19 protein-coding genes, 1 tRNA gene and 1 pseudogene are annotated in these 20003 nt (G+C 41.3%); 11 read left to right on the forward strand and 10 right to left on the reverse strand.

Features of this window, described 5'->3' with window-relative positions; translation table 11 throughout:
* Nucleotides 1-26: 26 nt before the first annotated feature.
* Complete coding sequence (locus M1E96_RS17530; RefSeq protein ID WP_369427234.1) at nt 27-1334, forward strand: MFS transporter; 1308 nt, start codon at nt 27-29, stop codon at nt 1332-1334.
* A gap of 14 nt (nt 1335-1348) precedes the next feature.
* The gene (locus M1E96_RS17535) at nt 1349-2299 is read left to right on the forward strand and encodes a 2-hydroxyacid dehydrogenase (RefSeq protein ID WP_140186386.1); all 951 of its coding nucleotides are present in this window, start codon (nt 1349-1351) and stop codon (nt 2297-2299) included.
* Nucleotides 2300-2562: 263 nt separating this feature from the next.
* Here M1E96_RS17535 and efp read toward each other — a convergent pair whose 3' ends face one another.
* A complete protein-coding gene (efp, locus tag M1E96_RS17540) occupies nt 2563-3129 on the reverse strand; it encodes an elongation factor P (protein WP_070925414.1) in 567 nt (188 codons plus the stop codon).
* Between the two features lie 44 nt (nt 3130-3173).
* Here efp and epmB point away from each other — a divergent pair, with 44 nt between their 5' ends.
* Entirely contained in the window at nt 3174-4202 is a 1029-nt protein-coding gene (gene epmB / locus M1E96_RS17545; RefSeq protein ID WP_272581282.1) for an EF-P beta-lysylation protein EpmB, read from the forward strand.
* Nucleotides 4203-4251: 49 nt separating this feature from the next.
* On the opposite strand, the gene M1E96_RS17550 is transcribed toward epmB, so the two are convergent.
* The 4 genes from M1E96_RS17550 to M1E96_RS17565 form a co-directional block, all read right to left on the reverse strand.
* Nucleotides 4252-4596 (reverse strand): DUF4156 domain-containing protein, encoded by a 345-nt coding sequence (locus M1E96_RS17550; protein WP_272581283.1) that lies wholly within the window; start codon nt 4594-4596, stop codon nt 4252-4254.
* 522 nt (nt 4597-5118) lie between these two features.
* The gene (gene groL / locus M1E96_RS17555) at nt 5119-6762 is read right to left on the reverse strand and encodes a chaperonin GroEL (protein WP_140182992.1); all 1644 of its coding nucleotides are present in this window, start codon (nt 6760-6762) and stop codon (nt 5119-5121) included.
* Nucleotides 6763-6813: 51 nt separating this feature from the next.
* A complete protein-coding gene (locus M1E96_RS17560; protein WP_008914587.1) occupies nt 6814-7107 on the reverse strand; it encodes a co-chaperone GroES in 294 nt (97 codons plus the stop codon).
* Nucleotides 7108-7267: 160 nt separating this feature from the next.
* Nucleotides 7268-7783, reverse strand: a complete 516-nt coding sequence (locus M1E96_RS17565; protein ID WP_070925411.1) for an FxsA family protein — start codon at nt 7781-7783, stop codon at nt 7268-7270.
* Nucleotides 7784-8180: 397 nt separating this feature from the next.
* On the opposite strand from M1E96_RS17565, the gene aspA reads away from it, so the two are divergent.
* Nucleotides 8181-9605, forward strand: a complete 1425-nt coding sequence (aspA, locus tag M1E96_RS17570; RefSeq protein WP_272581284.1) for an aspartate ammonia-lyase — start codon at nt 8181-8183, stop codon at nt 9603-9605.
* Between the two features lie 145 nt (nt 9606-9750).
* Nucleotides 9751-11073: an anaerobic C4-dicarboxylate transporter gene (locus M1E96_RS17575; RefSeq protein WP_272581285.1), complete on the forward strand. Its 1323-nt coding sequence runs from the start codon at nt 9751-9753 to the stop codon at nt 11071-11073.
* A 60-nt stretch (nt 11074-11133) separates the two neighbouring features.
* Here M1E96_RS17575 and M1E96_RS17580 read toward each other — a convergent pair whose 3' ends face one another.
* Entirely contained in the window at nt 11134-12273 is a 1140-nt protein-coding gene (locus M1E96_RS17580; protein ID WP_070925408.1) for a glycerate kinase, read from the reverse strand.
* Between the two features lie 313 nt (nt 12274-12586).
* Here M1E96_RS17580 and M1E96_RS17585 point away from each other — a divergent pair, with 313 nt between their 5' ends.
* The 6 genes from M1E96_RS17585 (at nt 12587) to M1E96_RS17610 (ending at nt 17717) form a co-directional block, all read left to right on the forward strand.
* Nucleotides 12587-13882: a uracil/xanthine transporter gene (locus tag M1E96_RS17585; RefSeq protein WP_140182996.1), complete on the forward strand. Its 1296-nt coding sequence runs from the start codon at nt 12587-12589 to the stop codon at nt 13880-13882.
* Between the two features lie 145 nt (nt 13883-14027).
* The gene (locus tag M1E96_RS17590; protein WP_070925407.1) at nt 14028-14606 is read left to right on the forward strand and encodes a transcriptional regulator; all 579 of its coding nucleotides are present in this window, start codon (nt 14028-14030) and stop codon (nt 14604-14606) included.
* Between the two features lie 125 nt (nt 14607-14731).
* Nucleotides 14732-14807: transfer RNA gene (locus M1E96_RS17595), tRNA-Phe, on the forward strand.
* 195 nt (nt 14808-15002) lie between these two features.
* Nucleotides 15003-16268: a tyrosine-type recombinase/integrase gene (locus M1E96_RS17600; RefSeq protein WP_369427235.1), complete on the forward strand. Its 1266-nt coding sequence runs from the start codon at nt 15003-15005 to the stop codon at nt 16266-16268.
* A gap of 255 nt (nt 16269-16523) precedes the next feature.
* A complete protein-coding gene (locus M1E96_RS17605) occupies nt 16524-16808 on the forward strand; it encodes a hypothetical protein (RefSeq protein WP_008913927.1) in 285 nt (94 codons plus the stop codon).
* A 324-nt stretch (nt 16809-17132) separates the two neighbouring features.
* The gene (locus M1E96_RS17610; protein ID WP_369427236.1) at nt 17133-17717 is read left to right on the forward strand and encodes an antirestriction protein ArdA; all 585 of its coding nucleotides are present in this window, start codon (nt 17133-17135) and stop codon (nt 17715-17717) included.
* Nucleotides 17718-17925: 208 nt separating this feature from the next.
* On the opposite strand, the gene M1E96_RS17615 is transcribed toward M1E96_RS17610, so the two are convergent.
* From M1E96_RS17615 to galE, 4 genes and pseudogenes are all read right to left on the reverse strand, one after another.
* On the reverse strand, nt 17926-18060 hold the full coding sequence (locus tag M1E96_RS17615; protein WP_281729793.1) for a hypothetical protein: 135 nt from the start codon (nt 18058-18060) through the stop codon (nt 17926-17928).
* Nucleotides 18061-18387: 327 nt separating this feature from the next.
* Nucleotides 18388-18688 (reverse strand): annotated as a pseudogene (locus M1E96_RS17620) (IS1595 family transposase); the annotation flags it as partial.
* A 68-nt stretch (nt 18689-18756) separates the two neighbouring features.
* Nucleotides 18757-18951 (reverse strand): hypothetical protein, encoded by a 195-nt coding sequence (locus M1E96_RS17625; RefSeq protein ID WP_014656694.1) that lies wholly within the window; start codon nt 18949-18951, stop codon nt 18757-18759.
* 23 nt (nt 18952-18974) lie between these two features.
* Entirely contained in the window at nt 18975-19997 is a 1023-nt protein-coding gene (gene galE / locus M1E96_RS17630) for a UDP-glucose 4-epimerase GalE (RefSeq protein ID WP_369427237.1), read from the reverse strand.
* Nucleotides 19998-20003 lie beyond the last annotated feature (6 nt).

A 20003-nucleotide genomic window follows, 5' to 3' on the forward strand; every position in this document is an offset into this window, starting at 1 on the left:
AAGGTAGACTCATGAGGTACTAATTTATGAGCATCGCCCTCTATACTTCTACACTAAAAAAATTAAATAGTAAGATTATTCCTTTTGCCATTATTGGCTATTTTATTGCGAATCTTGATAAGACCAATATTTCTATCGCAGCATTACAGATGAATGCCGACCTAGGGTTAACTGCAAGTATGCATGGCCTTGGTGTAGGAATGTTTTATATCTCCTATATTATTTTTGAAATTCCGAGCAATATTATTATGACCCGTGTTGGCGCACGAGTCTGGATTGCTAGGATAATGATCACATGGGGATTAGTCAGTGCGGGAATGTCATTAGTTCAAACACCCACACAGCTTTATGTTATGAGGTTCCTGTTAGGTATGGCTGAAGCAGGGTTCACCCCAGGGATTATTTATTACATCTCATGTTGGTTCCCAAGAAGTAACCGTGCACGCGCAATGTCATTTTTCTATATGGGATCTGTCTTAGCATCGATTATTGGCTTACCAATGTCAGGATCAATTCTAAATATGCATGGTATTGCTGATATTGCTGGCTGGCGTTGGATGTTTGCTATTGAGGGACTACCTGCCGTTATTCTAGGGATTATTATTTTATGGCGTTTACCATCTAGCCCAGAAAAAGCAACGTGGTTATCTGAACCAGAAAAGAAATGGCTTATTACTCAGCTAGAAGAAGATAATAAAGATGTTGTGGTAAATAAAAACCATTCATGGCTGAGTTCACTAAAAAATAGAGTGGTGCTATTGCTGAGTTTAGTTTGGTTCTTGCAAGCATTTGGTTCTATTGGTATTACACTATTCTTACCATTAATTCTGAAGAGCATTGTCAGTGAACAAAGTAATTTTGTCATAAGTCTCTTATCGGCTGTCCCATTTGTTTTTGCTTGTTTATTTATGTATCTCAATGGTCGTCATTCTGATATGACTAAAGAACGTTCGCTACACATGGGATTACCCTTGATTCTAGCAGGCATATCATTAGCAATTGCGATTTACAGTAATAACTTATTACTCTCATATATTTTGCTAGTCCTGACTGTTGGATTCAACTTTGCATTAACACCTATTTTCTGGGCTGTTACAACAGAAAAACTGGCAGGTGTCGCCGCGGCAGCTTCCATTGCTTTTATTAACACAATTGCGAATTTTGTGGGGTTAGGTTTACCACCATTATTGGGCAAGATAAAAGACCTTACAGATAGCTACCATTATGGTTTATTAATTGTGGCAATTGCTCTGGTATTAGGTGGAATTGTTGGCATTGTGGTCGCTCGCCCAAACAAAAATACCGCTACTGAAGATCCAGCTCTCACCTCTTAATAGAAGAAAATGATATGACAAAATTAAAAGTACTTAAACAAGCCTATTTACCTAGCCAGCTCACTGAAAAACTTAAAGAGATCTATGATATTTATGAATATAACGAGCTCACTTCTGAGGCGTTTTCTACACTAGCAAAAGAATTCAGTATTATGATTGCTAATGGTGAATCAACCGTGACTCGTGAGCTGATTAAAAGCCTACCGTCATTAGAACTTATCGCAGTTTTTGGTGTTGGCTATGATGGTGTTGATATTCACGCAGCAGCTGAACATCATGTTGCAGTCAGCCATACACCAGGCGTATTAACCGATGATGTTGCCGATCTTGCTATGGGGCTTATGCTATCAACTTCACGGAAAATTGTTGCCGCACAGAAATTTATCGAAGCAGGCCATTGGCAAGCAGGTAATTTCCCATGGACACGAAAAGTTTCGGGGTCTCGAATCGGAATTGTTGGTATGGGCAGAATAGGTAGAGCCATTGCTCAACGCTGTGAAGGTTTTTCTATGCAAATTACTTATAGTGACCACAAAGTGATTCCCGATGTGAATTATCCTTGGGTCAAAGATATTGCTGATTTAGCCTCTCAAAGCGATTTTTTAATGGTCTGCACACCAGGAAACTCAGAAAACAAAGCGCTTATTGACGAAAAAATTCTAAAAGCGCTCGGCTCTGATGGTATTTTAATCAACATATCACGGGGCAGCGTGATTGATGAATCTGCATTGGTCAATGCGTTACAGCAAGGGATTATCGCTGGTGCTGGATTAGATGTGTTTAGTGATGAGCCTAATGTGCCAGAAAGTCTATTACACTGTGATAATGTTGTTGTTACACCTCATATGGCAAGCGCAACTTGGTCTACCAGAATGGCTATGTCACGGCTGGTTTTAGATAATATAGCTAAATGGGTTGAAAGTAAGGCTCTCGTGACGCCTATACCAGAAATGATGGCATCGTGATTTTATGCCTATCGAGAGGCTATTTTGCTTCAGCCGATAGTTTGTTGCTTTTTTAATTGTACAACCTGTGAAGGGTGAATAATCCGAGGCAACATCACAAACAATCTCTTGGATATCAGGATCATCACTCTCTCTTTTGACAAAAGGCCTGACTTCGACTAAATGTCGAAATCAGGCCTTCTCACAAGCCGCTTAACTAAAAATGTCCCACTTTATGGGGCCATTTAACGCATTACGGTTTTTTAATCTCAATCAAACAGGTATTATTTCACACGTGAAACGTATTCGCCTGAACGAGTATCAACTTTGATGACTTCACCAATCTGAACGAACAGAGGTACTTTAACCACTGCACCGGTGCTCAGAGTTGCTGGTTTACCACCAGTACCCGCAGTATCACCTTTCAGACCAGGATCGGTATCAGTGATTTCCAACTCAACAAAGTTAGGCGGAGTCACTGCGATTGGGCGGCCATTCCACAGAGTCAAAATACACTCAGCTTGGTCGATCAGCCACTTAGCGTTATCACCAACCGCTTTTTCGTCAGCTGCTAGCTGTTCGAAAGTTTCGTTGTTCATGAAATGCCAAAACTCACCGTCGTTATAAAGGTAAGTTAGGTTCATATCCATGACATCTGCACCTTCGACAGAATCAGTAGACTTAAATGTTTTTTCCAACAGTTTGTTAGAAATCAGTTTACGAATACGAACACGTGCAAACGCCTGACCTTTACCCGGTTTAACGAATTCACTATCAAGAATTGCACAAGGTTCGCCATCTAACATGATTTTAAGACCTGAGCGGAATTCATTGGTACTATAAGTAGCCATGGAGATCCTCTAAATTTATACACTAAAAATGGCATAGCCAAAAAATGGTCGATATTGTAACTCAAAACACCCTGTCCAGAGAAGTCTGGATACAACAACTTGCTGAAGCAATCACTAATCCTAATGAATTGCTACAAATACTGGGGCTAGAAAACCATCAGGCATCGAAAGATGGTAATGATGCACGTAAATTATTTCCATTACGCGTACCAAGGCCATTTATTTCACGCATGAAAAAAGGCGATCCACAAGACCCTCTGCTATTGCAAGTATTAACTGCAAGAGCAGAATTCGATACCCATCCGGGTTTTTCTACTGATCCATTAGAAGAACAAGATAATGAGATCCCCAGTTTACTACACAAATATCACAACCGCGCATTGATGTTAGTGAAAGGGGGCTGTGCGGTTAACTGTCGTTACTGCTTTCGCCGTCATTTCCCCTATGAAGACAACAAGGGAAACAAAAATAATTGGTTGATAGCGGTGGATTATATAAAAAACCACACTGAACTCAATGAAATCATCTTTTCAGGTGGTGATCCTCTGATGGCGAAAGATCATGAACTCGATTGGCTAATTGGTCAATTAGAAGCGATCCCGCATATTAAACGTCTGAGGATCCACTCTCGCCTACCCGTTGTTATCCCTGAACGGATTACCGATGGCTTATGTCAAAGGCTAGCCGACTCACGATTACAATCTATTATGGTGACACATATTAACCACGCCAATGAAATAGATGATGAACTACGTAGTGCAATGCAAAAATTGAAAAAGGCAGGCGTCACATTACTCAATCAAAGTGTACTGTTGCGTGGTATTAATGACAATGCCGATACATTGGCTAATTTAAGCAACTCACTGTTTGATGCGGGGATCTTACCCTACTACTTACATGTGCTAGACAAAGTACAAGGGGCGGCCCATTTCTTAGTGAGTGACCAAGAAGCTCGCTTAGTGATTCAACAATTATTAGGGAAAATTTCAGGTTATCTCGTCCCTAAATTAGCCCGAGAAATTGGGGGAGAGCCGAGTAAAACGTTACTCGACCTAAATTTGAGGCAGTGCTGAAATGCAAACGCCCAGACTGAATAAAGCAGCTGGGCGTTAAATATTCATTTTAGGGGCACTTATAAACTTGGCCTACAATCTTGCTATCCACAGGGATGAAGCTAGAGATAATGCTTTCACTTGGGCTAGATGCACCAAAAATAACGTTTCCGCCCATTTCACCCGCTTTGTTACGCAGGTCGTTCGCTGCGCCACGCATAGAGCTAGAATCGCTATTAACACCGCTCAACCAATTGCTTTGAGTTCCTGTGACTTGTCCCAGAAGTTGACAGTCACTACCAGGTTGGTTTTCAACAAAACGAACTTGTGAGCCTGCGGCAGTTAAATTAGTTGTTGTCGAACAACCTGCTAAAAGTAGTAATGCAGCAGCACCAAGCAATACTTTAATTCGCATGTTTTCCCTCATTTATCATTGTGTTTTTGCAGTTGGTTTGAGAACCATTCAATCCTTTCTTCTGTTATTAACGGTGTCATTGAATTGAACCATACCCGTCAGCAAACAGAGTCTACCATAGAATGCGTAAAATACCTTTGCTCGTTACTCATCAAACCAATTATATACTCTAAATAATTCGAGGTGCAGCTAGGTAACCAGTGAGTGAGCCGCCAGAAACCTAGAAAACGATATCATTGGGGCAAACAAAAATAATCACTTATACCTTAACAAAAAGCGCTACAACTTGAAGTATCACGAGTATAGCCTTACCCCAAATATAACCTGATGCGTACCTTTAGCGCAAAAATAAATGCACAAATATCTAATTAAAATCAGAGTTATTATCGCAATACGACATTTTGAACATCGTAATAATTAACTTAGCATGTCTAGATATAAAAAAGCCGGTACCGCTAGTAAAACTAGCAATACCGGCTGACAGTACTTAGTGATTAAATGAACGTGATGTCGCCAAATGGCTTACATCATGCCGCCCATTCCACCCATACCGCCCATACCTGCGCCACCTAAATCAGGAGCGTCATCTTTCGGTAGATCGGTGATCATCGCTTCAGTGGTGATCATCAGACCTGCGATAGATGCTGCGAATTGCAGTGCAGAACGGGTTACTTTAGTTGGATCCAAAATACCCATATCGATCATGTCGCCATAAGTATCAGTCGCCGCGTTGTAACCTTCGTTACCTTTCGATGCTTTAACTGTGTTAACAACCACAGAGGCTTCTTCACCTGCGTTAGTGACGATTTGACGCATTGGTGCTTCCATCGCACGTAGTGCAACACGGATACCGACGTTTTGCTCTTCGTTATCACCTTTCAGTGATTCCAGTTTAGCAGCAACACGTACCAGTGCAGTACCACCACCAGCAACAACACCTTCTTCAACCGCAGCACGAGTTGCATGCAGAGCATCATCAACACGAGCACGTTTTTCTTTCATTTCAACTTCAGTTGCTGCACCAACTTTAATTACTGCAACACCACCAGCTAATTTAGCTACGCGCTCTTGCAGTTTTTCACGGTCGTAATCAGAAGTTGATTCTTCGATTTGTTGACGAATTTGAGCAACACGACCAGAAATCGCAGACTCATCACCCACACCATCAATGATAGTCGTGGTATCTTTGTTGATAACGATGCGTTTTGCTTGACCTAAATCTTCTAATGTTGCTTTTTCAAGCTCCATACCGATCTCTTCAGAGATAACGGTCGCATTAGTCAGGATAGCGATATCTTGTAGCATTGCTTTACGGCGATCACCGAAACCAGGTGCTTTAACCGCAGCCACTTTCACGATACCACGCATGGTGTTAACCACGAGAGTTGCCAGTGCTTCACCTTCAACATCTTCAGCGATGATCAGTAGTGGTTTGCTTGCTTTAGCAACGCCTTCTAATACTGGCAGTAATTCACGGATGTTAGAGACTTTTTTGTCAACCAACAGGATGAATGGGTTTTCCAGTTCAACAGCGCCTGTTTCTGGCTTGTTGATGAAATAAGGAGATAGGTAACCACGGTCGAACTGCATACCTTCAACAACATCCAGTTCATCTTCTAGACCAGTACCTTCTTCAACAGTGATAACGCCTTCTTTACCGACTTTATCCATTGCTTCTGCAATTAACTTACCAACGGTTTCGTCAGAGTTTGCAGAAATAGTACCAACTTGAGCAATTGCTTTTGAATCTGAACATGGAACAGACAGTGCTTTCAGCTCTTCAACCGCTGCAACAACAGCTTTATCGATACCGCGTTTCAGATCCATTGGGTTCATACCCGCAGCAACCGCTTTTAGACCTTCGGTCACAATGGCTTGTGCCAGAACTGTTGCAGTTGTAGTACCGTCACCCGCTGCATCATTCGCTTTAGAGGCAACTTCTTTTACCATCTGTGCGCCCATGTTTTCGAATTTATCTTCTAATTCGATTTCACGTGCAACAGAAACACCATCTTTGGTGATAACTGGAGAGCCGAATGATTTATCCAGAACTACGTTGCGTCCTTTAGGACCTAAAGTTACTTTAACTGCATCCGCAAGAATATTCACACCACGAAGCATTTTTACGCGTGCATCACTACCAAATTTAACGTCTTTAGCTGCCATTATTTCTTTCCTTTAAATTCTTTTCGTTAGTTGAGAAGATCTAAGTGAAAATTACGCTTCAACAATCGCTAGAATGTCACTTTCTGACATGATCAACACTTCTTCGTTGTCGATTTTCTCAGCTTTCACGCCATAACCGTCGTTAAAAATAACGATGTCGCCAACTTTCACATCCAGCGCTTTAATTTCGCCATTTTCGAGGATGCGACCGTTACCAACGGCAAGGACTTCACCACGCGTAGATTTACCTGCTGCTGTGCCAGTCAGAACAATGCCGCCAGCAGATTTTGATTCAACTTCTTTACGCTTGACGATAACACGGTCATGCAATGGACGAATTTTCATTAATAGTTCTCCTATAAATAAAGTCCACACTAGGTAAAAGGACGATACCAGTATGCCTAATTAAACCAGTACCATGATTCAGGAGATTGGGGCTAGATAAAGCGACTTCAAGGGGGGGAAGATAAAAATTTTTTAGTTTTTCACTTCCCCCGTAGAGGGATTATGGCTTAGGACGGTTATCTTTTTCTGATTCGGTAGGATCATCTGACTTATCGAGGGTATAAGTTGGGTCATCCTGCTTACGTTGGAATTCCCCTTCAAATGTATCACCTTGTTGATATGGGTTATGACGCCCTGCACTGAAGCCATTTCCCATTGAAGAGAAACGAATATGCGGGATCAAGCGCATCACAAACAATTTTTGAACTGGAGGCAACAATAAAAGCAAGCCAATAAAGTCAGTAAAGAAGCCTGGAACAATCAGTAAGAAACCGGCTAATACTAAAGCTACACTTTTAATCATTTCAGCAGCTGGGCTTTCTCCCGCGGCTATTTTTTGTTGGATCTGCATGACATTTTTCATCCCCTGATTTTTAACTAGAGAGACGCCTAAGCAGGATGTCAGCACGACCAGTATCAATGTTGCTAATACACCAATGGCAGAAGCAACACGAACGAATATAACGGACTCAATATAAATGAGAAGGCAAAGCAATATGAGAGGTAACCAGCGCACAATGTTCTCCTTTGTTTCTATCTTCTTTTTCGCCCCTTAGAAAACCTTTGTGAACTGTATCAAGAGACAACTAACAAAATTAGCATTTCTAATTAGTATAGCCATAATGATTGGGGTCACTATAACGTTTTTCAACTCTCGGAGATTGCTAATTTTTTTAGTTTCATCTGTGAGATTGTTCACACATTTTGAAATCTGTTTCATAAATCAAACTATATAGTGATCTAGGTTCAAGGTAATGATTTAAGAACAGCATATCATCTACCCATAAATCAGTAGATCATTATGCTGATAATGAAGTAACAGGTGTTTTACACCTATAATATTTTGTTTCACGGTATATATATTTTAAAAGCGCATAATAGACAGTAACTGTAATCTAATTAAGAAGGTTCTCATGTCAAACAATACTCGTATCGAAGAAGACCTGTTAGGTCAGAAAGAAGTCCCATCTGATGCCTATTACGGTGTTCATACTCTGCGTGCGATTGAAAACTTTTATATTAGCGACCGCACCATTAATGACGTGCCAGAATTTATTCGGGGCATGGTAATGGTAAAAAAAGCGGCTGCAATGGCGAACAAAGAACTTCACACTATTCCACGCAATATTGCAGACACTATTATTAAAGCCTGTGATGTTGTACTGGAGTCAGGTAAATGCATGGATCAATTCCCTGTTGACGTATTCCAAGGTGGTGCAGGTACATCACTCAATATGAATACCAACGAGGTCCTTGCAAATATTGGTCTTGAACTGATGGGTCATAAAAAAGGGGAATATGAATTCCTCAATCCAAATGACCACTTAAACAAAAGCCAATCAACCAACGATGCATACCCTACTGGTTTCCGTATTGCGGTATACAACTCCGTTGTTAAACTGATTGAATCAGTTGAATACCTCAAAAAAGGCTTTGAGAAAAAAGCAGAAGAATATAAAGACATCCTGAAAATGGGTCGTACCCAATTACAGGATGCAGTGCCAATGACGGTTGGTCAAGAGTTCCATGCATTTGCAACCCTCTTAAAAGAAGAAGAGAAAAACCTAAAACGCAGCATTGAGTTACTGCTGGAAGTTAACTTAGGTGCAACGGCTATCGGTACTGGTTTGAACACTGCGCCGGGTTACCAAAAACTCGCTGTTGAGAAACTGGCTGAAGTAACAGGTTTGCCTTGTGTTCCAGCAGAAGACTTAATCGAAGCAACTTCAGACTGTGGTGCTTACATCACTGTTCACGCAGGTTTAAAACGCCTTGCAGTTAAACTGTCTAAAATCTGTAATGACTTACGTTTACTGTCTTCCGGTCCTCGCGCGGGTCTGAAAGAAATCAATCTGCCTGAATTACAAGCAGGTTCTTCTATCATGCCAGCAAAAGTTAACCCAGTAATCCCAGAAGTGGTTAACCAAGCTTGTTTCAAAGTTATCGGTAACGATATCTGTGTTACAATGGCAGCTGAAGCGGGTCAGCTACAGTTAAACGTCATGGAACCCGCTATCGGTCAAGCCATGTTCGAATCTATTTCGCTGATGAGCAACGCGTGCCGCAACCTAGTTGAAAAATGCGTTAACGGTATTACAGTTAATAAAGAAATCTGTGAAGCGTTCGTGTTTAATTCTATCGGTATCGTCACTTATCTGAACCCATTTATTGGCCACCATAATGGTGATATCGTGGGCAAAATCTGTGCAGAAACAGGTAAGAGCGTACGCGAAGTCGTACTGGAGCGCGGCTTACTGACCGAAGAGCAACTGGATGATATCTTCTCTGTAGAGAACCTAAAACACCCAGCTTATAAAGCGAAACGATTTGATGACTAATCATCTATGTTAAACATAAATAATTCTTAAAAATCAAGGCACGCCTCTCCTTTGGAAAGCGTGCCTTTTTTAATTCATGCACACACAAAAAATTAACATAACAGTTTCATATTTTTAATTTTAAATTTGTCGAGGAGTAAACACTATGTTAGCCGTGGAATTTATAATTGTTCTACTGGCCATATTTTTGGGGGCCCGTCTAGGTGGGATAGGCATCGGCTTTGCCGGTGGCCTTGGTGTACTGGTACTCGCTGCAATTGGCGTGAAACCAGGAACCATTCCATTTGACGTTATCTCAATTATTATGGCGGTCATCGCCGCGATCTCTGCAATGCAAATCGCCGGTGGTCTCGATTACTTAGTTGCCCAAACAGAAAAACTACTACGTCGTAATCCAAAATATATCACCATTCTTGCCCCAATCGTGACCTATTTCCTGACCCTCTTTGCAGGTACAGGTAACATCTCTTTAGCGACATTGCCAGTTATTGCCGAAGTTGCCAAAGAGCAAGGTGTGAAACCATGCCGTCCTCTGTCTACTGCGGTTGTTTCAGCTCAAATTGGTATTACAGCATCACCAATTTCTGCGGCAGTGGTATACATGGCATCGGTAATGGAAAACCCGGCAATGGTTGGTGCTGGTAATACGGTTAGCTACATTACGTTACTCGCTATTTTGCTGCCAGCCACTTTCCTTGCCATTATTCTGATGTCATTCATCATTTCTTGGACATTTAACTCTAAACTGTCTGATGACCCTGTTTATCAAAAACGTTTAGCTGAAGGTTTAGTTGAATTACGTGGTAGTCAAGTCAAAGATATCAAACCGGGCGCTAAATCATCGGTTCTGTTGTTCCTACTCGGTGTTATCTGTGTTGTTATCTACGCCATTGTCAATAGCCCGAGCTTAGGCTTAGTGCAAACACCATTAATGAATACCACTAACGCAATTTTGATCATCATGCTGAGTGTGGCAACATTAATTACCGTGTTCTGTCGTGTTAGCACTGACTCGATCCTCAATTCAAGTACTTTTAAAGCCGGTATGAGTGCATGTATTTGTATCCTTGGTGTTGCTTGGCTAGGTGATACATTTGTACAGCACAATATTGATTGGATTAAAGAAACTGCGGGTGATTTGATACACGAACATTCATGGATGTTAGCGGTTATTTTCTTCTTCTGTTCAGCGCTGCTTTATTCACAGGCTGCAACAGCAAAAGCATTAATGCCAATGGCATTAGCTTTACATGTTAGCCCACTAACTGCGATTGCATCGTTCTCTGCGGTATCGGGTTTATTTATTCTGCCAACTTATCCAACATTGGTTGCCGCAGTACAAATGGATGATACAGGGACAACACGTATCGGTCGCTTCGTGTTCAACCATCCATTCTTCATTCCAGGTACCATAGCGGTTATTTTATCCGTTACTTTCGGTTTCCTATTTGGTGGAATGATATTGTAGTAAGTGATTCTTTACTTGAACAAAACCCGCAATAATGGCGGGTTTTGTTTTTTTAATGCATTACAATTGCTGTCCCAACTTTAGAACTTTTGCCACATTGTACGCTGTCTGCTGTAGATTCATTGCACCTTCAGTCAGAGCTTCTTCGAGTGGACATAAACGAGGTAAAATACTAAAAAAAGCATCAATGCCTTCTTGATGTAGTGCTTCAACGCCTTTACCTAATACCCCACTCAACGCTATCACTGGCACATTATGTTTCGCTGCCACCTTCGCAATACCGATCGGCGCTTTACCACCTGCGGTTTGCCCATCCATACTGCCCTCACCCACAATCACTAAGTCAGTATCAACAATCTCTTTTTCCAAATTGACGGCTTGGATGACAATTTCAATACCCGGTTTTAGCTGAGCGCCCATAAATGCAGCTGCCGCAACTGAGATCCCACCAGCCGCACCACCACCTGATAAATGACGATAATCTGTGCCTGTCATTTGCTCAATAACATTCGCTAATTGATTCAAACCTTGTTCCAAAGTTATCACCATTTCAGCTGTAGTCCCTTTTTGAGGGCCAAAAATGGCAGCTGCACCACGTTCACCCACTAGTGGGTTATCTACATCACAAGCGATATCAATCTGACAATGCTGTAAACGAGGATCTAAATTTGCTAGGTCGATCTTAGTAATGTGATTTAATACTTCGCCACCCAACCCTAGCACTTGTTGTTGAGCGTCATAGAAAATAGCCCCCAGAGCCTGTAGCATGCCAACGCCACCATCAATTGTCGCGCTACCACCAACACCGAGAATGATCTGTTTAACACCTTTATCTAAGGCATCCTTGATCAACTGACCGGTACCGAAGCTATGCGTTAACATAGGATTGCGATCTTTAGGAGCAACTAGCATCAAACCACTCGCTTCGGCCATCTCAATGACCGCTGTTTCCCCTTGATGCAACAATCCATAAGTTGCCATCACAGTTTGATTTAGCGGCCCACTGACCTCAACAGTGATACGTTCGCCGCCAATCGCTGCAATCAGGGCATCAACTGTACCTTCTCCCCCGTCAGCAATAGGTAAGCTAAGGTAGGTAGCATGTGGAAAGATGGCTTGAAACCCCTGCTTTACTGCATTTGCAGCAAGCTCTGCACTCATACTCTCTTTGAATGAATCAGGTGCTATGATAATTTTCATAAACAAATGTACCTATCAGCCACGCTTTCATCCTCTCATTTTTTAATGCAGAAGAATGTCAAAGCATTAATACTCATGTATGTTAAATGTAATTAGTTAATTTTCTTTAAACACCAACAGTATATACTCTAAATAATTCGAGGTGCAGTTTAGCGATAAGCAAAAATAACTAGGGGGTATAGATAAACTATGTAGCTTGGCATACTGAATGTAGCCTCCATACTTTAACGAAAAGCCCCTGTAACTTGAATGATGACGAATATACTTGACATATTCTAAAGTGCTGTTTAGCTATATTATAGGCGGGGGATCGATGTTAGGCTTAAATAAAGACAGTGTATTATCAGGCTTTCAATGGTTTTTCTTTATTTTTTGCAATACCGTGGTGATCCCCCCCACTTTGCAATCAGCCTTTCAGCTATCTAATGACACCACACTGGTTATTACCCAATATTCATTTATAGCAACATCACTCGCTTGCCTGATCCAAGCTATTATTGGCCATAAACGTTCTATAATGGAAGGATCCGCTGGTTTATGGTGGGGAATGATTTTATCTGTCACTTTTACTGAATCAGCTCAAGGAACCCCGCTTGAAGTTATCGGGATCAGTTTTGCCTTAGGCATTGCCATTGCGGGTCTAATTACTATCTTTATTGGTCTCAGCGGTATTGGTAAATATTTAGCTTTATTATTTTCGCCTAGTGTCATGGCCGTGTTCATGTTTTTACTTGGCGCCAATTTGATTTCTATTTTCCTAAAAGGAATGCTTGGCCTGCCTTTTAATGCCACTGACCAGCCTGTACATATTCAGTTTGATACCTTCTTATTAGCACTGTTTATCATGGCGCTGATCATCGCAATCATTATATTGTTACCCCGCAATATTAATAAATACGCGGTTTTAATCGGTTCAATTTTAGGCTGGATATTATTCCTAGCTTTTTTCTCCCCAGAAATGAGTGTATCAAGCAGCATCAATTGGCAGCTATTTCCACTCGGTAAAGCAGAGTCAATCAATTATGGTATTGTGGCAACCTGTGTGATTACCGCTTTCCTCAATACCTCGAATACCTTTGGTGCAATAAAAGGTACAGATATTTTTCATGAAGGAGCAACAGCCTCCCCTACTATATACCGTCGAAGTTTTGTTGCTTCAGGCATTATGACACTGACATGCTCACCACTTGGTATTGTTCCGTTCGCACCTTTTGTTTCATCAGTTGGATTAATTACTCAAACAGGTGACTCCACCAAAAAACCGTTTATCATTGGTAGCCTCTTCTTTTTAATTATCAGTTTAGTCCCGCTGCTTTCAGGGATTTTCGCTTCCTTTCCCTTAGTCATTAGCAGTACTGTGATGATGGTGACTTATTTGCCATTATTATGGTCTTCTTTACTGTTTATTAATGTATCAAAACTGAATCCTCGCAATATATACCGTCTTGCACTTCCTTTGTTTATAGGTATTTTTTTAATGGGTGTTCCCCCTGCTTATCTGCAAGATATCCCATTAACTATTCGCCCAATAGTGACTAATGGATTACTTATGGGAATTATTATTTCAATCATTTTAGAAAATATTTTTAGGTGGGATAAAGTAAAATAATTTGAGAGGCAATCGTACCGCGGGATGTAAGCCATCAAGCATATCCTGCTTTGCCTAAATGTAAATCGCTATGACTTTGAGGTATGACGAGCGAGTAAACATTGTTATGATTAAAGTATGAGAACAATATGTGACGGAGCTAACAATGTCAGTACAGCGCGAAGAGATTTTAAGCCACGCTCTTAACCAATTAGAAAAACAAGGTTTATCCGCATCGACAGAGCGCCTTCTCCATGAAATTGAACCTAACTTTAGTGTGATCCGCCAGTTTTGGCCTGATGATGAAGCTTTGGTTTATGACTGCCTACGTTATCACGGACAACAAATTGAAATTTGGCAGCGCCAAACTCGCCTAGATGAAACGTTGAGCCCACAACAGAAGCTTACCGCTCGCTATCAACAACTTTATAGTCGTGTCAGTGAAGGCCGTTTCCCTGGGTGCTTATTTGTCTCCGCTTGCAACCACTATCCCGATCCCCAACATCCTATTCACCAACTCAGTCGTCTACAAAAAGACAACTCTTTCTTGTATACCAAAGAGCTGTTAGATGAATTAGATATTGAAGACTCAGAACTCGTCGCAAATCAAATGGAACTTGTCCTAGAAGGCTGTTTAAACCGTCTATTAGTTCAAAGAGACATTCGTGATGTTGAAATTGCTCAACATCTTTCTGAAGATATTTTAGCTATTGCGTTGTGTCGCAAAAAAGGCGCATTAAGCTAAAAACGATCAATCGCGCGTTAAAGCAACAGCTTTTGTTGAAAAAGGAAACACTCAGTTAAAAATTACGTTTTTTTAGCAAAAACTCGTTGACGCAAACCATCTAATGCGGTTTAATGCGCCCCGTTGCCCGGATAGCTCAGTCGGTAGAGCAGGGGATTGAAAATCCCCGTGTCCTTGGTTCGATTCCGAGTCCGGGCACCACCTTATTATCAACAGACGTCAACCGACGTCTGTTTTTGTTTGTAAAGCCCGCTAAAATCAACACTCTCCCAAAGTTTCAACTCAACTGAATTCTACTCGATTCTACCCACATCAACCCCATTGCGTGGGTACAATTGCGGGTATACACTAGTTCGATAGAATTTTGTACCCACTTTATCTCTCAGGAAGCTCACTATGGCACTGACTGACGCTAAAATTCGGGCGGCTAAACCCGATGTGAAATCCTATAAATTAACCGATGGTGCAGGTCTGCACTTATTGGTTCACACCAACGGTTCTAAATACTGGCGGTTACGCTACCGCCACTTAGGTAAAGAGAAAACCTTAGCCTTGGGTTTATACCCTGATATCTCTTTATCAGAGGCGCGTTTAAAACGTGATGAAGCAAGAAAATTGATTGCTGATGGTATTGACCCGTGCGAGCAAAAACGTGTGGCTAAAGCAGCTTCTGATGCTAACCTCTCTTTTGAAACCATCGCAAGACAATGGCATGCCAGCAATAAAAAATGGTCTGAATCACACAGTGAAAAGGTTTTAAAGAGTTTGGAGTCGCATGTCTTTCCTTATATTGGATTACGCGATATCACTACCCTCAAAACCCCTGACCTGCTTATTCCTATCCGTGCAGCAGAAAGTAAAGAGATTTATGAGATAGCTGCGCGTTTACAGCAACGTATCGCTGCTGTTATGCGTTATGCGGTGCAATCCGGTATTATTGGTTATAACCCTGCCATTGATACCGCAGGGGCTGTAACGACTGTACAACGCCAACATCGTCCAGCTCTTAACCTTGACCGTCTACCTGAACTCATTGCCCGTATCGATGCTTATAAAGGGCAACCCGTCACTCGCCTAGCTGTGATGTTAAATTTATTAGTGTTTATTAGGTCAAGCGAACTTCGTTATGCGCGTTGGTCTGAAATTGACTTCGATAAAGCCTTATGGACTATTCCTGCTCAGCGAAAGCCTATACCCGGCGTTAAATTCTCACACAGGGGCGCTAAAATGCGTACTCCGCATTTAGTTCCCCTTAGCCACCAAGCCATCACTATAATGAAAGAAATTTGGACATGGACGGGTGAACATGAATTGATCCTAACGGGCGCTCATAATCCCTTTAAGCCTATGAGCGAAAATACAGTCAATAAAGCCTTACGTGTGATGGGCTATGATACGAAGACTGAAATTTGTGGACACGGTTTTAGAACGATGGCGTGTAGTTCATTAGTTGAATCAGGTTTATGGTCGAAGGATGCAGTAGAAAGACAAATGAGCCACCAAGAACGTAACTCAGTGAGGGCTGCTTATATTCATAAGGCAGAACATATTGATCAACGCCGATTAATGGTGCAATGGTGGGCTGATTATTTGGATGCTAATCGGGAACAAACGATTTCGCCATTCGACTTTGCAAAGTTGAATAATCCAATGAATCACTAAAACTTTAGCCATGTCATATAGGAGATCCATTTTCAATACGAGGAGTCGAATACTACGGTAGTATGCCGACTATATCGATTCATTGAGAAATGGTGGCAATATTGTTCATGGGAATTTTCATCGTCAAAACGCATGATAACTAACCACGATTTATCGTAATACATCTCATTCAATAAAGAAGCTTTATCACTAAAAGCCCCTGTCCTCACGGACTGGGGCTTTTTTGCTTTTAAATCAACCTAAAAGGAAATTATCATGGAAAATTACATTCGTTGCCCGGCCTGCGATTCAACTCGCATTCGTGAACGTCATATCGGGAAAAAGACCGGAGCTGTTGCTGGTGGCGTATCAGGCGCACTAGCTGGAGCGTCTATCGGCTCTGCTGTTCCTGTTGTAGGGACGATTGCTGGTGCTGCGGTAGGCGCTCTATTTGGACGTTTAGTCGCTGGAGCTACTGCTGGGGCTGTGAGTGGTTCAGCTTTAGATGGCGTGGTATTTGATCGTTATGAATGTATCGAGTGTGAATACACGTTTGATTGATAGCGATAAGTTAACGGAAACCCCTGATGGGGTTTCATCTCTTAGGAGTCTGTGAGTCTGAACTGCCCCTAGTTTATTGGACAGGGGCTTTTTTCGTTTTAACCCGCGCAAATTGAGATCATGATAGAAAGCATAACATGTTATCGGGATTGTAAGGCAACTCATTATCCTGCTCTAAACCATCATTAATCATTTTTAAAGCGAGTTGCCTGATTTCAGCTGATTGGCTTTTTATATCAACATCAGCTTCTAAAGGGAAATAGATCCCTTTATCAAAATATCGCCATTAATTAAATCACAATACATCAATAAGAGGACACGAATATGCGTATAACTGCGACAGCTTCCCCATGCCTAAAATCGGGGATGATTTCTGTTTTTATTACGAATTTAGGTAAATATAACGAAGGTGAACTGGTCGGTGAGTGGCTTGAGCTTCCGGCAACCTCAAAAGAAATCGAACACTGTTTAATGCGGATTGGCATTGATGGTATTCACTATGAAGAGTATTTTTTGACCGACTATGAATCCTCCATTGATGGCCTTTCTTCTTACATTTCAGAATACAGTCTTTTAGATGAGTTGAACGAGTTAGCCACCCAATTAGCCATGTTATCGCCTGATGAAATTGACCTTTACCAGGCGGCAATTGAAATCGGTTCTTCAACGAGTTCAATCCATGATTTAATTCATTTAGCGGATAACTTGGATTCTTTCCAGCAATTAGCGGGGGTCAATAATGAATATGATTTAGGTTATTACTGGATAGAAGAAAGTGGTTGTTATGATTTAGCACAACTGGGTCATTTATCCCATTACTTTGACTATGAACGCTATGGACGTGATGTTTGTCTTGAACAAAGCGGTATTTTTCACAGTGGAGGATATGTTTATCATACGGGTGGGTAGATAGGACAACAACATGAGAGTCAAGCCGCTTTCATCCCTTAAGGCGGGAAATAAAGAATGTCGTGGTACCCCAATGATATCCATAATCTAGAACGTTAATCAAACTAAACTCTATTTTAAGCCATCTTTACGGATATCCGTAAAGATGGCTATTATGGTATTCTTTTTTTATTTAATGCAAACCATTAAATGGATATTTATCTTACTGTTATAACAAATGCACTAGTAGAAGCAAGATAGCCACATATTGGCTTTCAACATAACACCCTTCAAGTATGCCACCATCCGTTGATGTTGCATCACCTTTCTGGATCACTTTATGATTAACGATTGTGCAGCACATAATATTTTCTTACGATTAATCATCTAGTTTGCCTTCACGTACTAGATGCCAAAGCGTGGTGCCTTCTGGGTTATTGTTCACATCAGAAGCAATAGCCCTCGTTGAAAATACGCCTCTTTTAAGCGCTCTTTTTCAATGTTGTAATAACCTGCCACCAAAGCTGGCTCATCTGCAACTATTGGCGTGATTTTTAAAAGGGCGCTATCTAAACGAGAATACCAAGCTTTGGTCGCGAGAATATCGAAATGACCGTAGCCTCGGCTATGTAAACTGTCAATTGGTGGCTATTCATTATAGTGTGGATTTAAGTGCCGAGTTTCAGTAAAGCTTCGTTATCGGTAGCAATGTGTGAGATTTGGCATCTGGTATAATCTTAGTATAAACCTTGTCACTACACTTCAATAGCTGGAATACAGTCACTTTACCGACGGTGCCTCTACCTAAAGAATCTTTACGGCTTCCACCAAAATAACTTTCGTCGATTTATATCTCTCCATCAAACCAAGAATGCTTATCAACGTGCTCAGCGATTAGCACTCTGAGGCGATGGGAACAATAAGCCACGGTGTTGGACACCAACTAATTCGGCAGCAATACTAGCTGTAGAGCCTGTAACGAACAGCTCAATTAACCATTCCTATTTGTACTGACTGAGTCTGCTTTTCTCGTAGAACTATCCTAGATGATCTTAATTATCTAGGATAGTCCCCCTTTATTTTTATCTTCAACGTGTTGTTTAAAAATCAAAACCTCACTCATTTTTACCTTACCATGCCTATTTCTTTTCGGTAATGGTAATCCTTCTAATTCGCATGTGGTTCTATATAACATAGCTAAATACTCCGCCTTAACGCCAATATATAAAGCAAAAGAATCTATATCAATATTCATATCTTAACCTAAATCAAATAAATCTATTTATAGCCATTAGGATTCTGCGATTGCCAGCGCCAGCTATCATTAACCATATCTTGTACTGAATATTGTGCTTTCCATCCTAAATCATTAAAGGCCTTTTTAGGGCTAGACCAACATTCAGCGATATCGCCAGGGCGGCGCTCAACAATTTTATACGGGATAGGTTTACCTGATGCTTTTTCAAAAGCAGCAATCATCTCTAATACACTCGTTCCTTTACCCGTACCTAGGTTATAGATATGTAGGCCTGCTTGATGGCTGACATTGTTTAATGCTGCAATATGACCGCTAGCTAAATCCATAACATGGATATAATCACGTACGCCAGTACCATCTGGAGTTGGGTAATCAGAGCCAAATACCATGACTTCTTTATGACGACCAACTGCTACTTGAGCGATATAAGGTGTTAGGTTATTTGGAATACCCTGTGGGTCTTCACCAATTAAACCTGATTGGTGGGCGCCAACGGGATTAAAGTAGCGTAGTAAAGTAACCGAGCAATCGTTATGTGCAATATATAGATCAGCAAGAATACGCTCAACCATATATTTACTGGTGCCATATGGGTTGGTAGTACCACCGACTTTAGAGTCTTCGGTTAACGGTACTTCTTCTGGATCACCATACACAGTAGCCGATGAGCTAAAAATTAAGCTTTTGACGCCCGCTTTTTGCATACTGGCAAGTAATACTAACGTGCCATTGACGTTATTATCATAATACTCAATCGGTTTTTGAACGGATTCACCAACCGCTTTTAACCCGGCAAAGTGGATCACTGATGTGATTTGGTGCTCAGCAAAAATCGTATCCAGAATAGCGTTATCACGTACATCACCGGCATAGAAGACAGGTTTTTTACCTGTGATGGTTTCAATGCGGTTGAGGACTTCTGGGTTGGCATTACATAAATTATCTAAAATAATTGGCTGCATGCCTTGTTCAATCATCTGCACACAGGTATGGCTACCAATGTAGCCAAGACCGCCTGTGACTAAGACCTTTGTATGATTCATTTTAAA

Origin of the sequence: Providencia sp. PROV236 (assembly GCF_033676985.1) — a bacterium.
Taxonomy (GTDB): Bacteria; Pseudomonadota; Gammaproteobacteria; order Enterobacterales; family Enterobacteriaceae; genus Providencia; species Providencia manganoxydans.

What these genes read in the sequence shown, in the direction of transcription:
- M1E96_RS17590 (WP_070925407.1), top strand. Translation starts at nt 14,028, where the DNA reads ATGTCAGTACAGCGCGAAGAGATTTTAAGCCACGCTCTTAACCAATTA.
- M1E96_RS17615 (WP_281729793.1), bottom strand. Translation starts at nt 18,060, where the DNA reads ATGTGCTGCACAATCGTTAATCATAAAGTGATCCAGAAAGGTGATGCA.
- aspA (WP_272581284.1), top strand. Translation starts at nt 8,181, where the DNA reads ATGTCAAACAATACTCGTATCGAAGAAGACCTGTTAGGTCAGAAAGAA.
- efp (WP_070925414.1), bottom strand. Translation starts at nt 3,129, where the DNA reads ATGGCTACTTATAGTACCAATGAATTCCGCTCAGGTCTTAAAATCATG.
- M1E96_RS17605 (WP_008913927.1), top strand. Translation starts at nt 16,524, where the DNA reads ATGGAAAATTACATTCGTTGCCCGGCCTGCGATTCAACTCGCATTCGT.
- M1E96_RS17575 (WP_272581285.1), top strand. Translation starts at nt 9,751, where the DNA reads ATGTTAGCCGTGGAATTTATAATTGTTCTACTGGCCATATTTTTGGGG.
- groL (WP_140182992.1), bottom strand. Translation starts at nt 6,762, where the DNA reads ATGGCAGCTAAAGACGTTAAATTTGGTAGTGATGCACGCGTAAAAATG.
- M1E96_RS17625 (WP_014656694.1), bottom strand. Translation starts at nt 18,951, where the DNA reads ATGAATATTGATATAGATTCTTTTGCTTTATATATTGGCGTTAAGGCG.
- M1E96_RS17530 (WP_369427234.1), top strand. Translation starts at nt 27, where the DNA reads ATGAGCATCGCCCTCTATACTTCTACACTAAAAAAATTAAATAGTAAG.
- M1E96_RS17560 (WP_008914587.1), bottom strand. Translation starts at nt 7,107, where the DNA reads ATGAAAATTCGTCCATTGCATGACCGTGTTATCGTCAAGCGTAAAGAA.
- galE (WP_369427237.1), bottom strand. Translation starts at nt 19,997, where the DNA reads ATGAATCATACAAAGGTCTTAGTCACAGGCGGTCTTGGCTACATTGGT.
- epmB (WP_272581282.1), top strand. Translation starts at nt 3,174, where the DNA reads ATGGTCGATATTGTAACTCAAAACACCCTGTCCAGAGAAGTCTGGATA.
- M1E96_RS17600 (WP_369427235.1), top strand. Translation starts at nt 15,003, where the DNA reads ATGGCACTGACTGACGCTAAAATTCGGGCGGCTAAACCCGATGTGAAA.
- M1E96_RS17610 (WP_369427236.1), top strand. Translation starts at nt 17,133, where the DNA reads ATGCGTATAACTGCGACAGCTTCCCCATGCCTAAAATCGGGGATGATT.
- M1E96_RS17585 (WP_140182996.1), top strand. Translation starts at nt 12,587, where the DNA reads ATGTTAGGCTTAAATAAAGACAGTGTATTATCAGGCTTTCAATGGTTT.
- M1E96_RS17580 (WP_070925408.1), bottom strand. Translation starts at nt 12,273, where the DNA reads ATGAAAATTATCATAGCACCTGATTCATTCAAAGAGAGTATGAGTGCA.
- M1E96_RS17550 (WP_272581283.1), bottom strand. Translation starts at nt 4,596, where the DNA reads ATGCGAATTAAAGTATTGCTTGGTGCTGCTGCATTACTACTTTTAGCA.
- M1E96_RS17535 (WP_140186386.1), top strand. Translation starts at nt 1,349, where the DNA reads ATGACAAAATTAAAAGTACTTAAACAAGCCTATTTACCTAGCCAGCTC.